The following is a 21,551-nucleotide window of genomic DNA, read 5'->3' as shown; positions in this document are numbered from 1 at the left end:
ATGAGGGGTTATTCGAAAGATTTTGCTGCACGGATATCACTCGGTTTCGGTGCAGTGATGTGTTGGAAACGCAATTTCGGTAATGCTGTAATGGTCTTATCGTCGGCCTTGCAATACTTCCTCAACAAATCAGCATAATGCTGTAGGCCGTTCTGATTGATAGAATCGCAAGCTGCATTGTAAGCCTTGACAAACGCATTCAACTGCATTTTGCGCCGTTTATCAGCCACTCCAGCATGTCGCAAGGCCAATACACCGAGCGAAAGCCTGAAATCTCGGCTGTCGCGTAACATCGGATTATCGAGTATTCGGGCTTTTGTGGCCTGAGGTTCCGTGAGCCAAAGGGCATCAATCTCATTGTTGAGCAGCATGTCAAGACGTATAAAGACATTATTGAGTTGTACCCGATAGACCCGTGCCCGCGTCTTGACAGTATCAAGGGTGAGGTCGGTTAGATAATCGGTTGCCGAGAAACGCGTCATGGCTATCATCTTATCACCAAGTTGATTGAGATGTTTTAAACGGGCTTTCCGATTGGAATAAAGTTGCCAATAGGCATTGGTGGCCGTGAGATAATCAAGCTGTAGGCCGCGTTTCTTCATGCGTTCAGTACGCACAAGGTCGCTGATTGAACCCTCTACGCGCCTGTTCAGCAGAGCGGTGTCACAGTCCATTTGTGCCGTAAAGAACTTCAAACGCAAATCCAATTGCGCTGTATCATAAAGCTGATGGTCTTTCATCAAATACAAAGGAAGACAATCAAGCGTGGGCATCACAGCTATTTTCAAAGCCAAGGAGTCTTCACGAAAGAGACGATAGCGCTCTGCACGTGACATTCTTCTTTGCTCTTCGTAAGACCGTCCACAGGCAACAACGAGCAAAAACAAGGCGAAAAGAAGTACTTTATAATTCGGAAATCTCATTATTCAACCGCATTTTCTATCCGTTTCTAAACCATGCAAAAGTAACAAATAATTTTGTAACTATAGAATTTATTACTACTTTTGTAGGGTTATCAGATAAAATCAAACCAAGAAATGGCCAAAGATAAAATTGCATATGTATGTAGTAACTGTGGACAAGAGTCTGCCAAATGGATTGGGAAATGTCCAAGTTGCGGCCAATGGAACACTTTTAAGGAGATACGTATTGCCAATGACACGGGTTCTATGGCTGCAAAAAATGCAGCACATGCCGTCAGAAGCAGCATAACGAATAAGAACAAGCCTCTCTTCCTGCATGAGATATCGGCCAAAGATGAGCCACGAATCGACATGCACGATGACGAATTGAACCGTGTTCTCGGTGGTGGATTAGTGCCGGGAAGCATCGTTCTATTAGGCGGTGAGCCAGGAATAGGCAAGAGTACGCTTACTCTTCAGACCATTCTTCACATGAACGAACGCCGCATTCTCTATGTAAGCGGTGAAGAAAGTGCCCACCAAATCAAGATGAGAGCAGAGCGTATCGGGGGCAACAGTGAGGTAATGATACTCTGTGAAACCTCACTTGAAAGCATCTTTGACAATATAAAAGAGGTAAAACCCGAATTAGTTGTCATCGATTCCATACAGACCATTTCCACTTCGGACGTTGAAAGTTCTCCCGGAAGCATTACTCAAGTGCGCGAATGTGCTGCTGCCTTGCTGCGTTTTGCAAAGACAAGTGGTATTCCCGTCATTCTAATTGGGCACATTAATAAGGAAGGAACGCTGGCAGGGCCAAAGATATTGGAACATATTGTCGATACCGTTATCCAATTTGAAGGTGACCAACACTACATGTATCGTATTCTTCGGTCTATCAAGAACCGTTTTGGAAGCACTTCGGAACTTGGTATCTATGAGATGCAACAGAATGGATTGCGTCAGGTTTCCAATCCTTCAGAACTGTTGTTAAGCCAAGATCATGAAGGACTTTCAGGTGTAGCCATCTCTTCTGCCATAGAAGGAGTGCGTCCTTTCTTGGTTGAAACACAAGCCTTGGTGTCTTCAGCGGCCTATGGAACTCCACAGCGTTCGGCCACAGGATTTGACCAACGGCGCCTCAACATGCTGCTTGCCGTACTTGAAAAACGCGTAGGGTTCAAACTCATGCAAAAGGATGTTTTCATCAATATTGCAGGAGGACTACGCGTCACCGACCTTGCCATGGACCTCAGTGTGATAGCAGCAGTGTTGTCAAGCAATGTTGATACGGCTATTGAAGCAGGCTGGTGTATGGCGGGAGAAGTAGGACTAAGCGGCGAAGTGCGCCCTGTCAACCGTATAGAACAGCGCATTGCAGAGGCCGAGAAGTTAGGTTTTGCCCACATGATTATACCAGCTCATAACCTCAAAGGTTTCGACAAACGCAAATACAAGATAGAACTCCACCCTGTAAGAAAGGTAGAAGAGGCCTTGAGAACATTATTCGGATAATATAAAAACAAATAGAAATGAAAGATTCTGTAATCATTGTCAGTGGCGGTATGGACAGCATCACGCTGCTTTATGACAAGAAAGACGAGATAGCGCTCGGCATCAGTTTCGACTACGGCAGTAATCATAACGCCAAAGAGATACCACTTGCCGAAATGCATTGCAGGCGGTTAGGCATCAAACACATCACGATTAATCTTGATTTCATGCACCGATATTTCAAAAGTTCACTGCTTGAAGGTGCTGAAGCCATTCCCGAAGGACACTATGCCGATGACAACATGAAGTCAACAGTAGTTCCTTTCCGCAACGGTATCATGCTTTCTATCGCCATTGGCATTGCAGAAAGCAACAATCTTAAAAAGGTTTTAATAGCCAATCACGGCGGAGATCACACTATTTATCCTGACTGTCGCCCCGAATTCATCAAGGCCATAGATGCTGCGGCCTATGCCGGCACCTTTGTCAATGCCCATGTTGAAGCACCTTATACCAATATCACAAAAGGCGATATCGCCCGTATCGGCAAGAAGCTTGGCCTCGACTATACCGAAACATGGAGCTGCTACAAAGGTGGTGACAAGCATTGTGGCAAATGTGGGACATGTGTCGAACGCAAAGAAGCCTTGGCAGAAGCAGGTATTAAAGATGCAACGGAGTACGAAGAATAGTCTTCTCCTGCGCTAAAGTCCTTTGAATAAAGGAAATTGTCAACTGCATATAGCAGTTCAGGCATATCATGTACGAAAATCTCTTAATTCTTCATGAATGATTTTCTGTTGTGCATGGAAAAGTGTATCTTTGTAGAAAGAAAGATAAACAATATTAACTTAAAACATAAAGACAAAATGACAATCGAACAATTCAACTTTGCCGGCAAGAAGGCAATCGTTCGTGTGGACTTCAATGTCCCTTTGGATGAGAAAGGTAACGTAACAGATGACACCCGCATCCGTGGTGCCCTTCCTACTTTGAAGAAGGTATTAGCCGACGGTGGCGCACTCATCATGATGAGTCACATGGGGAAACCTAAAGGCAAAGTAAAGCCGGAACTCTCACTCTCTCAGATTGTAAAGAACGTTTCTGACGCATTAGGTGTAGACGTTAAATTTGCCAAAGACTGTGCCAATGCAGATGCAGAAGTTGCAGCACTGAAGCCGGGTGAAGCTCTGTTGTTAGAGAATCTACGCTTCTATCCTGAAGAGGAAGGCAAACCAGTAGGCGTAGAAAAGGGCACTCCTGAATATGATGAAGCCAAGAAAGAAATGAAAGTTCGTCAGAAAGAATTTGCCAAGAAGTTGGCTTCTTACGCTGACTGCTACGTGATGGATGCCTTCGGTACGGCTCACCGCAAGCACGCTTCAACTGCTGTTATCGCTGATTTCTTTGATAAAGATCACAAGATGTTGGGCTACTTGATGGAGAAAGAAGTAAAGGCTGTTGATGCTGTTCTCAATAATATTAAGCGTCCTTTCACTGCCATCATGGGTGGTTCTAAGGTTTCTACCAAGATTGGTATCATCGAAAACTTGCTTGGCAAAGTCGACAATCTCATTCTATGTGGTGGCATGACCTATACATTTGCCAAGGCACAAGGTGGCAAGATTGGCAAGAGTATCTGTGAAGATGACAAACTTGATGTTGCTTTAGACGTTATCAAGAAAGCCAAGGAAAACAATGTAAAGTTAGTTCTTGGTACGGATTCTATTATTGCAGACGACTTCAAGAACGATGCCAACCAGAAGGTTTGCCCATCCAATGACATTCCAGATGGCTGGGAAGGCATGGACGCAGGCCCTGAAACACGCAAGGCTTTCGCGGATGCTATCAAGGGTTCTAAGACCATTTTATGGAATGGCCCGGCCGGAGTATTCGAGTTTGATAACTTCACTGGTGGTTCAAAGGCTATTGCTGAAGCTGTTGCAGCAGCAACCAAAGAGGGTGCATTCTCTTTGATTGGTGGCGGCGACTCCGTTGCTTGTGTCAATAAGTTTGGCTTGGCCGACCAGGTTTCGTATATTTCTACCGGTGGCGGTGCCCTGCTTGAAGCTATCGAAGGCAAGGTTCTTCCCGGCGTAGCAGCTATTGAAGGCGAATAATCCTGAACCGAAAACGAAATCATTATCAGAGGGTTTGGAACCACTTTTCAGTTGTTTTCAGCCCTTAGAAATACGCAAAAAGAACTATATCAACACTCAAGAACAGCGTTAGGTATAGTTCTTTTTGTTTAAGCTTCAATAATCTATAAGCTATAAACAGACTTGTATAAGTGTTATAGGGCATTCTGCCCAACTCTCATCAGACTTATCATTATAGTGAGAAAACCTATATTCAAAAACATAACCATTTCATTGGGAAACCCAAAGTTAACTGTAAACAAATATCGAAAAAACATGAATTTCAAAACATTATTAACGACTGTCTGTCTGCTTGGCAGTGTAATCTACCCCTCAACTGTATCAGCTCAATTCAATTGGCCATACAAAATCAAGAATGGAAAGGCCGTAACAGAAGTTCCAAATCGCCTACCCGGACAGCAAAGTGCACTTCACCTTACTACTCCAAAGATGAAAGTTGTGCGCGTTGCCTTTGTAGGCTTGGGCATGCGAGGCCATGATGCCGTCGAACGTTGGACGCATATACCAGGTATTCAGGTCGTTGCACTGTGCGATCATGAACGCAACAGAGCCGAGAGATGCCAGGAGTATCTGCGCAAAGCGAGCATGCCGGCAGCTGAAATCTACGCGGGTGAAGATGGCTATAAGCAGCTGTGCAAGCGCAAGGACATAGACCTTGTTTATATAGCTCCCGACTGGAAACATCATTTTCTGGTAGCACGCGAAGCCATGACCAATGGTAAACATGTGGCCATTGAAGTTCCCGCAGCCATGAATATGTCAGAGATTTGGCAGCTCATCGACCTTTCTGAACAGAAGCGTCTACACTGCATGATGTTGGAAAACTGCTGTTATGACTTCTTTGAACTCAACGCCTTGAACATGGCACAAAAGGGAGTTTTCGGTGAAATCCTTTATGTTCAGGGGGCATATCGTCACGACCTGACGCCTTTCTGGAAAGCTTATTGGAAACAAAATGACCAAGATAAATTAGGTTGGAGATTGGAATACAACCAGAAATTCCGTGGAGACCTCTATGCTACTCATGGTTTAGGCCCGGTAGCTCAAGTGTTGGATATCCACAGAGGAGACCGAATGAAAACCCTTATTGCCATGGATACCAAGTCGGTAAACGGCAAGAAACATGTTGAAAAGATGTCAGGAGAAGAATGTAAAGACTTTCGTAATGGTGACCAGACAACCACACTCATCAGCACAGAGAATGGAAAAGTCATTGAAATCATCCACAACGTAATGACTCCGCAGCCTTATAACCGAATGTATCAACTTACGGGAACCAAGGGCTTTGCCAACAAATATCCCTTCGAAGGCTTTGCACTTTCATCCAAAGAACTCTCAAATGCAGGAGTCACCCCATCTGCAGATGACCTCTCCGGACACTCATATCTTTCAAAAAAAGACGCGCAGGCGCTGGTCGAAAAATATGAAAGTCCGATTGTCCTCAAGTATGAAAAAGAGGCTAAAGAAGTCGGTGGACATGGCGGTATGGACTTCATCATGGATTCACGCTTGGTCTATTGTCTGCAAAATGGTCTGCCATTGGATATTGATGTCTATGACTTGGCAGAATGGTGCTGCTTGGCTGAATTGGGAACTATATCTATGGACAATGGAAACATCCCCGTGGAAGTGCCCGACTTCACGCGTGGTGAGTGGAACAAGACGCATGGTTTCCGTCACGCATATGCTAATGCAGAAGACGAAAAGCAAGCAGCTGAAGATGCAGCAGCATTCACACTGAAACTTAAAGAACAAGGAAAGAAATTCTGGGCGAAGTTTGACAAGACTGCAAAGAAGAAGTAATAAGCAGAACTTCGCATGGGTTCTCCTCCATAAAAGGATATGAGCAGTGTATCAATAATCAGTCCATAGATTGATGCACTGCTTCTCCAAACATAAAGAGATAATCCCATCAACAAACCAAAGTCACAGGAAGTTCGTAAATAAATAGAGAAATACGACACTCCTGTCCTGTAAAGATTGCTACCCTGAATTTAACTTCTCAAAAGTTCACCTTCTGGAGAAAAAACTCCCACGAAATAGAAGTAAATTCACAATTTCAACCATTTTTATTGGCAATTTGAGACATCTCAGCTTCTAATATGAGGCACTTTACACGATAAACTGCATGAAAACGCATGGTGAAATCATACAAACAACGGGCTGAAATAAGGCATTTCACATCATTTTTTCATGTCATTTTGCAATGAATTTCGAAGCAAATTTCACAACTATCTGACTAACAACGAATTACAAACTACCCTAAAACAGCACTTATTTTGAGCCGAGCGAGAAGATATTTCAAATACGCGAGTTTTGAGAAAGCAATTGTAATGTATTTTCTGAAAAGTGAGATTATAGTTTAATATATGCCACTATATGTAGCCAGTTTAAGACCTATTGTTAAAAAGCAAAACGGAGATTACATCCTAAAATGGTATGATTGTGAATACCGTTGGTTTCTCTTGATATCCTGTAATGTTCATCAACAAAAACAAAGTAGCGACAAGCAAACTAATCTTCAACATCATTTGGAACGGACATGTGAATTATTCTTTCCAGATATAACTGCCTTCTAATCTTATTTCTTCCTCCTGAATAAGATATTCAAGCGCCTCATCTAATTGTCTTTCAGGCAAATTCAGCGTATCAAGTTCAGCAAGGAGGTGTCTTTTCCTGTCTGCCAAGAAATCGAGAACAGCCTGTCTGCAAGGTTCCACTCTACCCTCATGGGTCTGATCTGTAGTCTTTTCGAGGCACACATCACAATGCCGACAATCTTCAGAATCCTTTTCACCGAAGTAACGGAGCAGTTGACGACTACGGCAAATCCTATCATTTTCAGCATAGGAGACAACGGATTGAATGCGCTTTTCAAATTCCGTTTTACGGTCTTCGTAGACCTCCCGACTGATAACCAACAGTTCCCCATCGACACGGTCACGCAGAAAACTGACATAAGGCATCTTACGTTGTGGGATGAAATGCAGGATATGGCGTGCACTGAGGTTCTTCAATACCAAATAAACCTGCTGCTGCGTGAGATCGGCCTTATATGCAATGAGTTGTTCATCAATATAGACATAATCGTTGAACAGCCCTCCATAAAGACGCAACAAGGTATCAATGACAACATCTTCCATCGGACTCAAATTGTCGAGCAGATAGAGCTGACTGCGTGACAGCAGGAACATCAGCCGCGCACTGTTGTTGGGATCATTCTCATAAACGATATAACCGAGGCGTTCAATAATATGAAGTGCAGCATCAACCAACATCATCGAAAGATGAAAGGCACTGCAAAAATCTACGATATTGAATGTAAACGTGTGCCCAACTCCGCTGCCTACCCCTATCTGATAGAAGTAAGCAAGTGAGTCGTAGACTTTCCTTATATAGTCTTTCTCTGGGAAATTGTCGCCAATACGCTTGTGAAGTTTGCGTGCATCAGAGGAATTATAGAGCAAAACTGCATAGGATTTCTGCCCGTCCCGACCTCCGCGGCCCGCTTCCTGGAAGTAGGCTTCGAGGGAATCAGGGCAGTCCATGTGGACAACCATACGCACGTCAGGCTTGTCTATGCCCATTCCGAAAGCGTTTGTTGCTACCATTACGCGTATTTCATCACGCTGCCACTCCTGCTGACGGATATCTTTCGTGAAATGTTCCAAGCCTGCATGATAATAAGTTGCCTTGATATTGTTCTTGTTGAGCAGTTGAGAAACCTCCTTTGTACGCTTACGGCTACGCACATAAACAATGGCACTGCCCTTGACAATATTGAGAATGTGCACTAATTCTGCTTCCTTATCCGAAGCCTGTCGGACTACATAACTGAGGTTCTTTCGCTCAAAACTCATGCGAAAGACGTTTTTCTGCTTAAAATTCAGACGCTCCTGAATATCATCAATCACGTTCAGTGTGGCCGTAGCCGTCAGTGCAAGAACGGGCACTTCGGGTTTAAGTTTGCGGATTTCTGCAATATGAAGGTAGGAAGGACGAAAGTCATAGCCCCACTGACTGATACAATGTGCCTCGTCAACTGTGATGAAACTCACGTTCATATGGCGGAACTTTGCTATGAACAGTTCGGAGGAAAGGCGTTCGGGAGAGATATAGAGCAGTTTCAGACCACCGAAAACAGCATTCTCCAAAGTCTTGATAATCTCCTGACGCGTCATTCCAGAATAGATGGCAGCAGCCTTGATGCCCCGCTCCAAGAGGTGATCTACCTGGTCTTTCATCAATGCAATCAATGGCGTAACTACGATGCAGACCCCTTCTTTGGCTAAAGCCGGCACCTGGAACGTAATGGATTTTCCTCCACCGGTCGGCATCAGACCAAGTGTATCCCTACCTTCGCCGATACTCCTGATGATGTTTTCCTGAATACCACGAAAGTCGGGATACCCCCAATATTGCTGTAATATCTGCCGATATTCCATGCTTGCTTATTCTTCTTCTGTCACCAAGCCCTTGCTTTCATGCTCTTCCCCGGGACGGATATCCTCAATCTGCAACTGCACCTGATTGTGCTTGAACACATTGGCTTCAATAGTATAAGCGATATCAAACGAGCGTTTGCTCTTGATATAACGCGCAGAAGCACTCTGACCAAAGGCTATGCCATTGACAACATTGCTGGATTTAGAGTCAACAAGCTCAAGTTTGATATGCTCCTGCTCACGACCGACAACCTTACTCGTGCCATAATCATAGACACCTTGTGTGAAAAAGAGCGGTTTTGTGCATTCAGGTCCAAAGGGAGCAAAGCGTTTCAAGTCGTTATAAAGCTTCTTGGTAATGTCTTTGAAATCAAGTTGGGCATCAAGATGAATAGTGGCTTCTGTCTGTTCGGGCGCTATATGGTCTTCCACATACTGCTGAAACCTCTTACGAAACAGAGGAATATCATCCCAACGGAGCGTCAGACCGGCTGCATAAGTGTGGCCTCCGAAGTTCATCAATAGGTCACGACAGTGTTTGATAGCAGCGTAGACATCAAAGCCTGTGACGCTACGGGCCGAACCGGTTGCAAGATCTCCATCACGTGTAAGCACCACTGTAGGGCGAAAATAGATTTCAGTGAGACGAGAAGCCACAATGCCAATAACTCCCTTTTTCCAGTTTTCATCATACAACACAATGCTGGAATGATACTTCTGGCTTTCGAGTTTCGCCACGATAACATTGGCTTCCTCGGTCATCTGCTTATCAATATCCTTGCGTTGCTCATTGTATTCGTCAATATGCTTGGCCTTGCGAAGTGCTATATTATAGTCTTTTTCTACCAATAAGTCAACACTTTCCTTGCCATTCTCCATACGACCGGATGCATTGATGCGTGGCCCTATCTTGAAAATGATGTCACTCATCGACAAATCCCGACCATTCAGACCACAGATATCAATAATAGCTTTCAGGCCAATACTTGGGTTCTGATTGAGCTGTTTCAGTCCATGGAAGGCAAGAATACGGTTCTCTTCGGTCACAGGAACAAGGTCTGCAGCAATGGAAACCGCACAGAAATCAAGTAAGGGAATAAGCCGTGAGAACGGAATGCCATTGTTCTTGGCCCACCCCTGCATGAACTTGAAGCCTACACCACAGCCACAAAGATGCTTGAAAGGGAAGCTGTCATCTTCCCGTTTGGGATTAAGAATGGCCACAGCCGGCGGCATCTGCTCATCAGGAACATGATGATCGCAGATAATAAAGTCTATACCAAGCGACTTGGCAAGTTCTATTTCCTTGATAGCTTTAATGCCACAATCAAGGATAATAATGAGTTTGACACCCGTTTGCTTCGCATATCCTATTCCTTTCTCACTCACCCCGTAGCCTTCATCATAACGATCAGGGATATAATAGTCAATGTTTGAATAGAACTGTTGAAGAAACTTATACACCAAAGCCACGGCCGTACAGCCATCGACATCATAATCTCCATAAACCAAGATACGCTCCTTGCGCCCCATAGCATCATTGAGTCGATCTACAGCAACATCCATATCTTTCATCAAGAACGGATTAATGAGATCGGCTAATTGCGGACGGAAGAACCGCTTGGCAGCCGACTCGGTCTTTATGCCACGCCGAATAAGCAGTTGTGCAAGTATGGGATTGATCGCCAACTTGCCTCCAAGCTCATCTGCTGCTTGCCTTTCTTCTGGTGTAGGTGGTTCGTAATTCCATTTAAAATGCATTTATATCATTTTTATTTTCTTCTGAGTTCCGGTATGCGAAAACGCATACGAGCGGATTTTTCATGCTTGGTTACAACAATCCGTGCCCAAAGATACAAAATAAAAACAATAAAAAAGCACAACCAGAAGTTTTTTTTCTGATTGTGCTTTCATATTTGAGCGGTTCTAAAACTTAGATACCGAGCTTTTTACGAATGTCTTTTGGGACAGCATTTTTATTGACAACAAAGTCCATTGTGTTATTGGCAATAAAGTTCTTTGTCATATACCAGATACCTTTGTAGTCGCCAGTCTCCCCCCAAGAGTTCTTTACCATATAATATTCCTTGCCGTTCTGATCCTTGGCAATACCATAAATGAGCATTCCATGATCATCGGTCAACTCCCAATTATCAAAGCGTTCCTGACGCAATTTCTGTGTTGCCTGAACCTCAGGAACCTTGCAACCTAATGAATCAAGCACGTTCTTCTTCTCTGTCTTGGTGAGTTTCAACCAGCGAGCCATATCACTACCGCTCAGACTTTGTGCTTTCTTAGCGTCAACGGAATAAGCCAAACCCGTGCGAGTGAAGCCCTCTTCTGAAACATCCCCACCCCATGCTACCGTATAACCATTCATAATGGCATTATCAATAATGCGCATCATGTCGTCAAGTGGAACATTCCATGTGAGTGGATTACGCCAGTTATCCTGCACTTCAACAGCAAATGAAGTCCAGAATGGGTGGTGAGTATAACTGGTGAAACTTACATAATCATCTGCATCAATGCCGAGACTCTGTGCAAAGGTTTGCGGAGTATAGGTCTTTCCCTGATAGGTGAACTTCTCCGGGCATTTACCGAGATAGGCATCAAGGATACCCTGCAATGCCACTTTCCACTGTGTAGAAAGCTTATCGGTCTTTGATTTGGCAATAGCTTGTACATATGGCGTCATTACATCAAAGAACTCGTTGAAGTTATTGAGTGAATCTCCATAGAGTGTACCTGGCAGTGGCATTGCATCTTCAGGGCAGATGCCATAATGCTTCAGACAATAAATCGGATCATATGCACTTCCTCCCTGCGCAAACTGGCAGTCACCATGCAGGCGTACCACTTGAACGGCACGGTCAAGATAGGTCTTATTTGCTACGAAAGCCTCACACAAATCATACGTCTTACCCGTTTTCTTCAAGATTTCTGACTCAAGAAAACTCAGTGTAGAATAGTCCCAGCATGTACCGCTACGGCTCTGATTCTTTATACTTGTAATCTTATTCTCCTTTACAGTGGTGAACACTGGCTTATTCGCATTACTCTTCTGTTCTTTCTTCTCTTCTGCATTAGCGCCTAATACCACCACGGCAAGAAGCGCCATTACTAAATACTTTCTCATCTAAATCAATTATAATGTTGTTACTACTATCTTTTCTTACATTCTCAATTGTTGGCCATGAAAGCCTCTACATCTTTCGGATGATATGGAATACGGTCTTTGCCAATAAATCGACAGCCGTCTTTCGTTATCAAAACATCGTCTTCAATACGGATACCTCCAAAGTCCTTATAGGTTTCGAGCTTATCAAAATTGAGGTATTCTGCACAATGTTTCTTTGCTTTCCACTCATCAATAAGGGCCGGAATGAAATAAATTCCCGGTTCATCCGTAACAACAAAGCCTTCTTCCAAACGGCGTCCCATGCGCAGACAATTTGTTCCAAACTGCTCCAAATTAGGTCTTGTTTCTTCATCAAAGCCCACATTTATCTGGTCAAGGTTCTCCATATCGTGGACATCCATACCCATCATGTGGCCCAATCCATGAGGAAGGAACATTGCATGTGCACCGGCTTTCACCGCCTCTTCAGTGTTACCCTTGGCAAGCCCCAGCTCTTTCAGGCGATCGAACATCAGTCTACAAATGGCGAAATGCACATCGGCATATTTCACACCGGGCTTAGCCAACTCCAAAGTATAGTCATGGCAGGCCTCAACAATAGAATAAATCTCAAGCTGACGCTGTGTAAACTTGCCGTTGACCGGCATCGTACGCGTATTGTCACTACAATAGTTATTGAGGGTTTCACCGCCTGCATCGCAGAGCACTAAACGTCCCTCTTCAAGCTTGTTCATTGAAGGTGCACCATGAAGGATTTCTCCATGCTGTGTATAGATTGTCGGGAAGCTGACCATAGCACCATAGGAATGCGCTATACCGTCAACTTGTCCGCTTACAAACTTCTCAGTTACACCGGGCTTTGTCAGTCGCATTGCCGTAGTATGCATCTTATAACCGATGACGGCAGCACGCTCGAGTTCCTCGATTTCCTGCTGTTCTTTCGCCGAACGCATTTTGACAACAGCCTTGATTAGTTCCATACTGGCAGCTTCTTTCTGCTGGATAGGATGAACACCCAACAGGTCAAACACCTGAATTTTGATGTCATGACGATATGGCGGTAGGAAATGTATCTTGCGATGCTTGCTCAATGCCTCGTTACAAATGGTCTTCAAGGCTTTCATCGGCAGCGTTTCCTGCGCACCACACCGCTGCATCATTTCTGTCATACTCTCCACTGAGCCGTACCATACGATGTCTTCAATGTCGATATCATTGCCAACCAAGATGTCCTTATCATTGTCAATATCAATGATACCGACAAGACCATCCCGTTGAAGTCCAAAGTAATACAGGAACGAGGAGTCTTGACGGAAAGGATAATATCCGTTGTTAGGAAAGTTGGCCGGCGACTCATTATTTCCAAACAAGATAATAATACCTTCCTTAACGAGCTTCTTAAGTTCATTGCGGCGACGTATATATGTAGCTGTATCAAACATATTCTGTTTTGTTTCTAATTTGCCTACAAAGTTACATATTTCTGATTAAAAAACGCTATCTTTGCAAGAAAATTAAGCAATTTGGTGAAAAATTATCAGTAAAACATGAAAATTAATGGCAAAACGGGACTTGTTCTTGAAGGCGGAGGCATGCGTGGGGTGTTCACAAGTGGTGTGCTTGATGCCTTCATGAAGCATGACCTCTATTTCAGATACATCGTAGCTGTGTCGGCCGGAGCCTGCAATGGCATGAGCTATGTGAGCAGACAGCCACGTCGCGCACGTATTTCCAACATTGATTATCTGGCCCGTTACAAGTATATTGGCATACGCCACCTCGTCACTCAAGGCTGCATTTTCGACCGTGAGCTGCTTTATGACAAGTTTCCCAACCAACTCTTACCGTTTGATTTCGATGAATATTTCAAACATGCCAAGGACTTTGAGATGGTCACCACCAACTGTCTGACAGGCAAGGCCATGTATCTCAGCGAAACTTCTGACCGCCAACGCTCGCTCGATATCGTCAGGGCATCAAGCAGCCTGCCATACGTGAGCAAGATTGTTACCGTTGACGGCATTCCCATGCTCGATGGAGGCATCATCGACAGCATACCGATTAACCGTGCTATAGAGACCGGACACGAGCACAATGTCGTTATCCTGACGCGTAACAAGGGCTGGCGCGACACGGGCAAAGACCGCAAAGTGCCGGCCTTCATCTATAAGAACTACCCTCGATTACGCGTAGCACTGAGCCACCGTCATGTTGTCTATAACCAACAGATAGACCTCATCGACCGGTTGGAAGCCGAAGGTAAAATCACTTGCATCCGTCCTATGCGTCCCATGGAAGTGGGAAGAATAGAGAATGATGTCGAGAAACTTGAGCGACTTTACGAAGAGGGATTTGCTATTGGAGAGAAGTTTGCTGTTGAGAATGGCTGAAAGAAATGCCTGCCCTACCCGATCCTGAAAGGTTTTACGCTTGTCTATAGCTCTTGCCAATAGCCATGACAAACAATGTATATCATAAGATTTCTTTCCCTTACAACATGCCTGAATATCTATGTAAGCACAACATAGCTCAAACTTTCTGTAAAAATTGTTGGTCGTTTTTAACACTTCGTGGCTCCACCAAATAGAAATTAAAACATGCTTTCCGCGCCTGTGCAAAACCATTTTATGGCTTCGATGCCTCCATTTTTATCATCTTCCACTGCAATCTGACGCTAATCATCGCACTATTTGCATCAAAACACAGCGTAACCAGATGCAAATTGCAGCGTAATTTGACGCAAATCGCATGATTTCTCAACGTTATTCGACGTCATCTTTCAGCATGAATTTCATAACATATTGACAGCCAACACATTACAAACCATTAAAAAACAGTACATATTTAGAGTGAGGAAAGATTGCATTTCAAATTTACGAGTATTTTGAAGGCAATTATAAATAAATTTGAAAAGGATTAAACTATAATTCACTATGTAGAATTATATCAAGTAGTTTTGTTAAAATCAGAGCCTATGAAGCCTATTCTTTCTCTCCCACAATATAGGTCATCACATAATCTTCTGTTACTTCATAAGCAAATTCATGTCGTGTTGCAGCTCTCAAATTATCAACATAACGCACCAAAGGAGGATGGTCTGAAGATGCTACTTTCATTTCAAAATACTGGAGATTTTGTGTAGAACAGTATTTATAGAGCGTTTCCTTGGCACACCAGTTAATTAACTGACCGATAATGTCTGGCGCTTCTTCATCTGAACGTATGAAGCGATTGGCAACTCTGTTGACGCAATTGCTGCGATACTCAATGTCAATAGCCACCTCTACGGTTGGCGAAATAATAACGGCTGCATAGCCTTTCGTATGACTGATACTGATGTGCCAGCCATTCACAAATGGTTTTCCGACCGCGTTATGCGTAATCGTCAACGGACTACCTGCCATTTTCCACAACAAAGAATAAACCGCCAGTTCTTCTAACTGGCGTGTATGGCTCTTGTAAGCAGCAATCTCCTGTCGGTAAACGGCAATGAGCTGCGGCGATGAAGAGAGGAAATTTTCTACGGTTTCCTCTATCTTCCATATGCCCAACCGAACATCGGGCGCAAGATTTCTAACAGACAACAGTGGCACGGAATCAAGATTTTGGATGAACAATCACTTTCACCTTGGCAATGCGGCGCTCCTCAATAGAGAGAATTTCAAACGTGAAATTCTTGAACTCTATCTTCTCATGAGCACTCGGGAAATCGCCTTTCAACTCTAAAAGTAAACCTGCCAGAGAGTCAGCATCACCCTCTACATCGGCAAATTCATCATCGTCAATATTGAGGATCTTACAGAAATCAGTCAGCAATACCTTACCCTTGAAGACATAAGTGTTATAGTTGAGTTTCGAATAGAACTTCTCTTCTTCATCATATTCATCGTTGATTTCGCCGACAATCTCTTCCAGAATATCTTCCAAGGTAATCAATCCGCTTGTGCCTCCATATTCATCTACGACAATGGCAATATGCACCTTGTTCTCCTGGAACTCACGCAACAAGTCGTCTATCTTCTTGGTTTCGGGCACGAAATAAGGTGCCCGGATGAGACTCTGCCAGCGGAATGCAGCAGATTTCGACAGATGAGGAAGCAAATCTTTGATGTAAAGGATACCTCGGATATTATCGGTATTGTCTTGATAGATAGGTATTCGGCTGTAATTATTATCAATTACGCACTTCAAAACCTCTGTAAAACTGCTTCGAATGTCAAGATTTACAATGTCTTGACGCGAGGTCATGACCTCTTTGGCCGTCTCATCACCAAAGCGGATAATGCCTTGAAGCATGCTCTGCTCGTCTTTGATATCTTCCTTGTCGGTAAGTTCAAGCGCCTGTTCAAGGTCATCAACACTCAGCTGGCGGTTCTTTTTCTGCACTACTTTCTCCGCAAAGACACCGCTCTTGATTAACACTGTCTCAAAAGGCCAGAACAGTTTGCGCAGGAAAAGCACACCACCGACAGCGAAACGACAGAACTTCAATGAATTTTGCCGACTGTAGACCTTGGGCATAATCTCGCCGAAAAGCAAGAGTAAGAATGTCAACAACACCGTAAGACTAAGGAATTCAAGCCATACCGCCTTAGGACCGAACTTAATCATCGAAGCAAAAATGAAGTTGCACAGCATGATAATGGTCACATTGACAAAGTTGTTGGTAATCAAAATCGTAGCAAGCGTACGCTCACTGTCAGTGCAAAGAAGGTCTATGTTTTGGTCTTTCGCATTGTGCTCGGGGTCGAGTTCAGCAATGTCTGTAGGCGAAAGACTGAAAAATGCGATTTCTGAACCACTGGCAAAACCTGACAGTAACAACAATACTGCCGCCAATAGCATGCACAAGATGACTCCAATCGAAGGCGATTGAAAACTTACATCTGAAAAAGTTTCAATAAAAGAGGTGATATCCAAAAGTTGATGTTTTTTACTTCTTAAAACGGTAAGGCGTCGTCTTCCTCCGCTACTGTTGTCTCACACTGATTTGTCTTCTGTGTCTGTGACTGGGCAGACTGCGACGTGGCAACATTGTCATTGCCTTCCGACTTAGGTGTGAGTAGTTCTATATTTTCAGCCAAAACCTCCGTAACATAACGGCGCTGACCTTTTTGGTCGTCATAAGTGCGGTAACGGATACGGCCTTCAATGTAGAGTTTGTCGCCCTTATGAACATACTTCTCCACTATCTTAGCCAAGCCACGCCACACCATTATCGTGTGCCAATCGGTATGATCAGGCACTTTGGTTCCATTCTGAAGCGTATAACCACGCTCTGTCGTAGCCAATGGAAACTGGGCTACAGCCTGATCGTGGTCGTAATAACGTACATCAGGTTCTTTCCCGACATTGCCGATAAGCATTACCTTATTCATCGTTCAAAATGGATTATTGATGATATTATACAATACTCTCTATACTTATAGCCTATTTCCACATGCCAAGATACTTGAAATGGAAATTCTTTCCCTTGGCAGAGGGGAACTGAGAACGACCGTCAACACGGCTGCGCAGATATTCAACGATGCGTGCATAGCAGTCCTGTCCGGAGTTGGCTTTACACTGGGCAACGAAATGAGTATCTCTGTATTCATGCTTACCTGTAGCAGGAATCATCACAACGCGCTTGAAATCGAGCGTTCCTTCATACCATCCGGGCTGCATTTCTGTAAGCCGTGTCATCGTCGAAGCAGCCAAATCATGCTTGTCAACAACCGGAGACATCTGACGAACAGCCTTCTTATCCTTGAAATCTTCCATGGTGGTAGCCATAGTCTTGATGATAATAAAATAAACACGCTGACGCACTTTATAGCGCTTCGGATAGCAAACATCACTGGCAACATAATCCCGAATATCTGCTTCCAAATCAGGATTCAGACCTATCTCTGGAATAGAACTCAGAAAATCAAGCGCCTCTTCCACGTTTGAAACCAGCGTCTCGCGATCAAAATATCTTAAATATAAATTCATTGATGTGTATGTTTCCCTTAGAAGAAAGAGCGGAAAACGGGACTCGAACCCGCGACCCCGACCTTGGCAAGGTCGTGCTCTACCAACTGAGCTATTTCCGCAGAGAAATAAAAAACATTTATTACGATGTGAAGAGGAGGAGACTCGAACTCCCACGTCACAATTGACACTACCCCCTCAAAGTAGCGCGTCTACCAATTCCGCCACCTCTCCAACATGTAAAAGCATTCTGAATAAAAGTGCCCAGAACAGGACTCGAACCTGCACGTCGTGAAACACACGCACCTGAAACGTGCGCGTCTACCAATTCCGCCACCTGGGCAAGCGAAGGAAAAAAACCTTCTTAATGGTGTATTCAGAATGTTGAGCGGAAAACGGGACTCGGACCCGCGACCCCAACCTTGGCAAGGTTGTGCTCTACCAACTGAGCTATTTCCGCAATTATCCTTTGCAAGGAACATTTCGCTAAATGCGGTTGCAAAGGTAAGGCTTTTTTTTTAACCTGCAAACTTTTGCTTTGTTTTTTTGAAGAAAAAATCAGATTTCACGTTCAATCCATTCTATCACGATAGTCTTCATAACCATATTTACGCAACACCTCAAGTGTTCCATCAAGTTTGGCAAGTCCAATGGCGGGATGAGAGATACCGTTAAACATATTGGTTTTTACTGTTGTGTAATGCAACATGTCTTCGAAAATCACGTTTTCTCCTACCTGCAAGGCATGATCAAACTTCCAATAACCCATGAAATCACCACTGAGACACGAGTTTCCTCCAAGCCTATATATATAAGGAGAACTCTTGTCGTCAGCTTCTATATATTCACTTCCACGCACAGCTGGGTTATAAGGCATCTCCAAGCAGTCGGGCATATGGCATGTGAAGCTGACATTCAGAATGGCGGTCTTGATACCATGATCTTCAACTACATCTACAACTTGGCTCACCAAGGGTCCCGTCTGCCAGGCAAAAGCACTTCCCGGCTCTAAAATCACTTTCAACCAAGGATAGCGCATATGGAATTTCTGCAATGTATCTACGAGCAACGGCGTGTCATAGTCATGACGTGTCATCAGATGGCCACCACCAAAATTAATCCATTTCAGTTGTGGAAACCAACGCGAGAACTTATTTTCTATATGCCTTAATGTACGCTCAAACACGTCAGCTCCACTCTCACAATGGCAATGACAATGGAAACCTTCAATGTCATCAGGCAGCATTTCGGGCATTTTATCGGCACTGATACCAAACCTTGTACCCGGAGCACAGGGATTATAAAGGTCGGTTCCCACTTCCGAATACTCGGGGTTGACACGCAGCCCATAACTAATCGTAGGGTTCACCTTGCGTGCACGCTCATGATAACGCGCATATTGAGTAAGCGAATTGAACTGCAAATGACTCGAACAGCGGGCTATCTCGTCAATTTCATCATCGGTATAAGCAGGTGAGAACGTGTGCGCCTTACTGCCAAATTCCTCAAGTGCCAACCGAGCCTCAGAGAGAGAACTTGCCGTTGTAGCATGAATATACTCGCGGAAAATGGGGAAAGTCTTCCAAAGTGCATAAGCCTTGAACGCAAGGATAATCTCCACATCAGCCTCACGTGCTACATTTGCAATGAGATTAAGATTGCGACGCAGCCGTGCCTCCTCAAGAATATATATCGGTTGGCTGATGCCTGAAAACGTTTCGAGGTTCAATTTCATCATTGATTAAAATTAAAATTCCAGGTGCAAAGGTAACTTTTTACGATGATATAATTGCTTGTTTGGCAGAATTTTCATACATTTGCAGCATCAAAGTCGAAACGCAATGAAGCTAATCATGTTGATGAAATCTGCATTCCACGTGAATAAAGACAAAAGACCGTCCTCACTTTCCTACGAGGAATTTGGCTTTCTGCATCTTCAGAAAACAGTCTTGTCTGCTTTATTCCCAACATGTCAGCACTCATTATTACGCTTCGAAATCAATCCCATAAGAAGTAATTACTCACATCAGGTCTTATCTGACAGACGTTAACATATCAATATAAAACACTATTAGAAATGAGTGAAAAGAACTCTTTTTTGGTTTTCTCAGGTACAAACACACGATACCTTGCAGAAAAGATTTGTGCCAGTTTGGACTGTCCATTAGGAAATCTGGTTGTAACCAAGTTCTCCGACGGAGAGTTTGCCGTATCTTATGAGGAATCTATCCGCGGACGCGACGTATTCCTCGTTCAGAGTACATTCCCAAATTCCGACAATCTCATGGAACTCTTATTGATGATAGATGCTGCCAAACGTGCTTCTGCACGCCACATCATCGCCGTTGTTCCTTATTTTGGCTGGGCACGCCAAGATCGTAAAGACAAACCGAGAGTAAGCATTGGCGCTAAACTCGTTGCCGACCTGCTGAGTGTGGCAGGCATCGACCGACTGATCACGATGGATCTCCATGCCGATCAGATCCAAGGGTTCTTTGATGTTCCCGTTGACCACCTCTATGCTTCAGGCGTTCTCCTGCCTTATCTGCAGAGTCTTCACCTGAAAGACCTCGTGATTGCATCGCCTGATGTAGGCGGTTCGAAGCGTGCCAACACCTACGCTAAATATTTAGGATGCCCACTTGTGCTTTGCAACAAGACGCGTGCCCGTGCAAACGTTGTAGCCACCATGCAGATTATCGGTGACGTAAAGGACAAGAATGTAGTGATTATCGACGATATGGTTGACACAGCGGGCACCATTACCAAGGCTGCCGATATCATGAAAGAGGCTGGTGCAAAGACTGTTCGGGCCTGCGCATCACACTGTGTCATGAGTGGTCCCGCTTCAGAACGCGTGCAAGCTTCGGCTCTCGAAGAAATCATTTTCACAGATTCCATCCCCTACTCTCACCGCAGTGCAAAGGTCAAGCAGCTGTCGGTTGCCGACATGTTTGCCGAAACTATCCGTCGTGTAGTGGATAACGAGAGCATCTCATCACAGTATCTGGTATAAAAAAGAGAACAGAAAATAAACCAAGCGGGCAAATGCAGGCATTGCAATTGCCCGCTTTATTCGTTTTCATCAGAATTGAATTAACTTCATATTTACGACTGAAGACCAAACTTTTTATTGCAAACATAATACTTCTGTCTCATCTGTTCACAATATGAACACCAGTGATAGAAAGCCTCATTTATGATAAATGTCAATATCATTTCACAACATCAGCATCTCTGCTTCTATCTTCTCGCATTGCAATCTCAGTCACTTTACCGCGCATTATGACGCTGATTACACGCTAATATGACGCTAATTACACGCTCATTCAACCCAAGTTGCAACACCTCCAACATGAAAATGAAACACAGTTCATTTCAAACTATATAACACGATGACCATCAATATATTACAGTTACGAAAGACACACTGAATATTTAGAGCTCGAAA

General features: G+C 44.0%; 16 protein-coding genes and 4 tRNA genes. 6 read left to right on the top strand and 14 right to left on the bottom strand.

The features are described from left to right. Positions 1-8: 8 nt before the first annotated feature. Complete coding sequence (locus EL210_RS05170) at positions 9-923, bottom strand: ABC transporter substrate-binding protein (protein ID WP_026285979.1); 915 nt, start codon at positions 921-923, stop codon at positions 9-11. Positions 924-1,037: 114 nt separating this feature from the next. Here EL210_RS05170 and radA point away from each other — a divergent pair, with 114 nt between their 5' ends. The 4 genes from radA to EL210_RS05150 all read left to right on the top strand — a co-directional run bounded on the left by radA (position 1,038) and on the right by EL210_RS05150 (position 6,361). After that, entirely contained in the window at positions 1,038-2,420 is a 1,383-nt protein-coding gene (radA, locus tag EL210_RS05165; protein WP_018920773.1) for a DNA repair protein RadA, read from the top strand. Between the two features lie 17 nt (positions 2,421-2,437). Beyond that, the gene (gene queC, locus EL210_RS05160; protein ID WP_018920774.1) at positions 2,438-3,091 is read left to right on the top strand and encodes a 7-cyano-7-deazaguanine synthase QueC; all 654 of its coding nucleotides are present in this window, start codon (positions 2,438-2,440) and stop codon (positions 3,089-3,091) included. 177 nt (positions 3,092-3,268) lie between these two features. Continuing rightward, positions 3,269-4,519: a phosphoglycerate kinase gene (locus EL210_RS05155; RefSeq protein WP_004378557.1), complete on the top strand. Its 1,251-nt coding sequence runs from the start codon at positions 3,269-3,271 to the stop codon at positions 4,517-4,519. A gap of 294 nt (positions 4,520-4,813) precedes the next feature. Next, positions 4,814-6,361, top strand: a complete 1,548-nt coding sequence (locus EL210_RS05150; protein ID WP_018920777.1) for a Gfo/Idh/MocA family protein — start codon at positions 4,814-4,816, stop codon at positions 6,359-6,361. Between the two features lie 746 nt (positions 6,362-7,107). On the opposite strand, the gene EL210_RS05145 is transcribed toward EL210_RS05150, so the two are convergent. The 4 genes from EL210_RS05145 to EL210_RS05130 all read right to left on the bottom strand — a co-directional run bounded on the left by EL210_RS05145 (position 7,108) and on the right by EL210_RS05130 (position 13,587). Beyond that, the gene (locus tag EL210_RS05145) at positions 7,108-9,003 is read right to left on the bottom strand and encodes a RecQ family ATP-dependent DNA helicase (RefSeq protein ID WP_018920778.1); all 1,896 of its coding nucleotides are present in this window, start codon (positions 9,001-9,003) and stop codon (positions 7,108-7,110) included. Between the two features lie 6 nt (positions 9,004-9,009). Beyond that, a complete protein-coding gene (gene recJ / locus EL210_RS05140; protein WP_018920779.1) occupies positions 9,010-10,764 on the bottom strand; it encodes a single-stranded-DNA-specific exonuclease RecJ in 1,755 nt (584 codons plus the stop codon). Positions 10,765-10,936: 172 nt separating this feature from the next. Next, positions 10,937-12,142 carry a C1 family peptidase gene (locus tag EL210_RS05135; protein ID WP_026285980.1) on the bottom strand — a complete coding sequence of 402 codons (1,206 nt, stop codon included), beginning with the start codon at positions 12,140-12,142 and terminating at the stop codon, positions 10,937-10,939. Positions 12,143-12,186: 44 nt separating this feature from the next. Continuing rightward, positions 12,187-13,587, bottom strand: coding sequence for an aminopeptidase P family protein (locus EL210_RS05130; RefSeq protein WP_018920781.1), 1,401 nt, complete (start codon positions 13,585-13,587; stop codon positions 12,187-12,189). Between the two features lie 105 nt (positions 13,588-13,692). Between EL210_RS05130 and EL210_RS05125 the strand changes: the two genes are divergently transcribed. After that, complete coding sequence (locus tag EL210_RS05125) at positions 13,693-14,535, top strand: patatin-like phospholipase family protein (protein ID WP_018920782.1); 843 nt, start codon at positions 13,693-13,695, stop codon at positions 14,533-14,535. Positions 14,536-15,126: 591 nt separating this feature from the next. On the opposite strand, the gene EL210_RS05120 is transcribed toward EL210_RS05125, so the two are convergent. From EL210_RS05120 to nspC, 9 genes are all read right to left on the bottom strand, one after another. Next, positions 15,127-15,762: a 4'-phosphopantetheinyl transferase family protein gene (locus EL210_RS05120; protein WP_018920783.1), complete on the bottom strand. Its 636-nt coding sequence runs from the start codon at positions 15,760-15,762 to the stop codon at positions 15,127-15,129. Further along, a complete protein-coding gene (gene gldE, locus EL210_RS05115) occupies positions 15,743-16,990 on the bottom strand; it encodes a gliding motility-associated protein GldE (RefSeq protein ID WP_018920784.1) in 1,248 nt (415 codons plus the stop codon). The genes EL210_RS05120 and gldE overlap by 20 nt, the downstream gene beginning before the upstream one ends. A gap of 95 nt (positions 16,991-17,085) precedes the next feature. Further along, a complete protein-coding gene (locus EL210_RS05110; protein WP_018920785.1) occupies positions 17,086-17,523 on the bottom strand; it encodes a single-stranded DNA-binding protein in 438 nt (145 codons plus the stop codon). A 52-nt stretch (positions 17,524-17,575) separates the two neighbouring features. Next, positions 17,576-18,121 (bottom strand): hypothetical protein, encoded by a 546-nt coding sequence (locus EL210_RS05105; protein ID WP_004374058.1) that lies wholly within the window; start codon positions 18,119-18,121, stop codon positions 17,576-17,578. Between the two features lie 28 nt (positions 18,122-18,149). Beyond that, positions 18,150-18,222, bottom strand: a tRNA-Gly gene (locus EL210_RS05100). Between the two features lie 28 nt (positions 18,223-18,250). Then, positions 18,251-18,334, bottom strand: a tRNA-Leu gene (locus EL210_RS05095). A gap of 27 nt (positions 18,335-18,361) precedes the next feature. Then, a tRNA-Leu gene (locus EL210_RS05090) sits at positions 18,362-18,443 on the bottom strand. Between the two features lie 44 nt (positions 18,444-18,487). Continuing rightward, positions 18,488-18,560 (bottom strand) — tRNA-Gly (locus EL210_RS05085). A gap of 111 nt (positions 18,561-18,671) precedes the next feature. Continuing rightward, complete coding sequence (gene nspC, locus EL210_RS05080) at positions 18,672-19,835, bottom strand: carboxynorspermidine decarboxylase (RefSeq protein ID WP_026285981.1); 1,164 nt, start codon at positions 19,833-19,835, stop codon at positions 18,672-18,674. A 342-nt stretch (positions 19,836-20,177) separates the two neighbouring features. On the opposite strand from nspC, the gene EL210_RS05075 reads away from it, so the two are divergent. Further along, positions 20,178-21,116 (top strand): ribose-phosphate pyrophosphokinase, encoded by a 939-nt coding sequence (locus EL210_RS05075; protein ID WP_004378568.1) that lies wholly within the window; start codon positions 20,178-20,180, stop codon positions 21,114-21,116. Positions 21,117-21,551: the final 435 nt, after the last annotated feature.

It is taken from the genome of Segatella oris (genome assembly GCF_900637655.1).
GTDB classification, from domain to species: domain Bacteria; phylum Bacteroidota; class Bacteroidia; order Bacteroidales; family Bacteroidaceae; genus Prevotella; species Prevotella oris.
Note: the sequence above shows the minus strand (reverse complement) of the source record. Positions and strands in the feature narration are given on the sequence as shown.

Bases quoted from the DNA above. Each gene is read 5' to 3' on its own strand.
- EL210_RS05170 (WP_026285979.1), bottom strand. From the start codon at position 923: ATGAGATTTCCGAATTATAAAGTACTTCTTTTCGCCTTGTTTTTGCTC.
- radA (WP_018920773.1), top strand. From the start codon at position 1,038: ATGGCCAAAGATAAAATTGCATATGTATGTAGTAACTGTGGACAAGAG.
- queC (WP_018920774.1), top strand. From the start codon at position 2,438: ATGAAAGATTCTGTAATCATTGTCAGTGGCGGTATGGACAGCATCACG.
- EL210_RS05155 (WP_004378557.1), top strand. From the start codon at position 3,269: ATGACAATCGAACAATTCAACTTTGCCGGCAAGAAGGCAATCGTTCGT.
- EL210_RS05150 (WP_018920777.1), top strand. From the start codon at position 4,814: ATGAATTTCAAAACATTATTAACGACTGTCTGTCTGCTTGGCAGTGTA.
- EL210_RS05145 (WP_018920778.1), bottom strand. From the start codon at position 9,003: ATGGAATATCGGCAGATATTACAGCAATATTGGGGGTATCCCGACTTT.
- recJ (WP_018920779.1), bottom strand. From the start codon at position 10,764: ATGCATTTTAAATGGAATTACGAACCACCTACACCAGAAGAAAGGCAA.
- EL210_RS05135 (WP_026285980.1), bottom strand. From the start codon at position 12,142: ATGAGAAAGTATTTAGTAATGGCGCTTCTTGCCGTGGTGGTATTAGGC.
- EL210_RS05130 (WP_018920781.1), bottom strand. From the start codon at position 13,587: ATGTTTGATACAGCTACATATATACGTCGCCGCAATGAACTTAAGAAG.
- EL210_RS05125 (WP_018920782.1), top strand. From the start codon at position 13,693: ATGAAAATTAATGGCAAAACGGGACTTGTTCTTGAAGGCGGAGGCATG.
- gldE (WP_018920784.1), bottom strand. From the start codon at position 16,990: ATGCTATTGGCGGCAGTATTGTTGTTACTGTCAGGTTTTGCCAGTGGT.
- EL210_RS05110 (WP_018920785.1), bottom strand. From the start codon at position 17,523: ATGAATAAGGTAATGCTTATCGGCAATGTCGGGAAAGAACCTGATGTA.
- EL210_RS05105 (WP_004374058.1), bottom strand. From the start codon at position 18,121: ATGAATTTATATTTAAGATATTTTGATCGCGAGACGCTGGTTTCAAAC.
- nspC (WP_026285981.1), bottom strand. From the start codon at position 19,835: ATGAAATTGAACCTCGAAACGTTTTCAGGCATCAGCCAACCGATATAT.
- EL210_RS05075 (WP_004378568.1), top strand. From the start codon at position 20,178: ATGAGTGAAAAGAACTCTTTTTTGGTTTTCTCAGGTACAAACACACGA.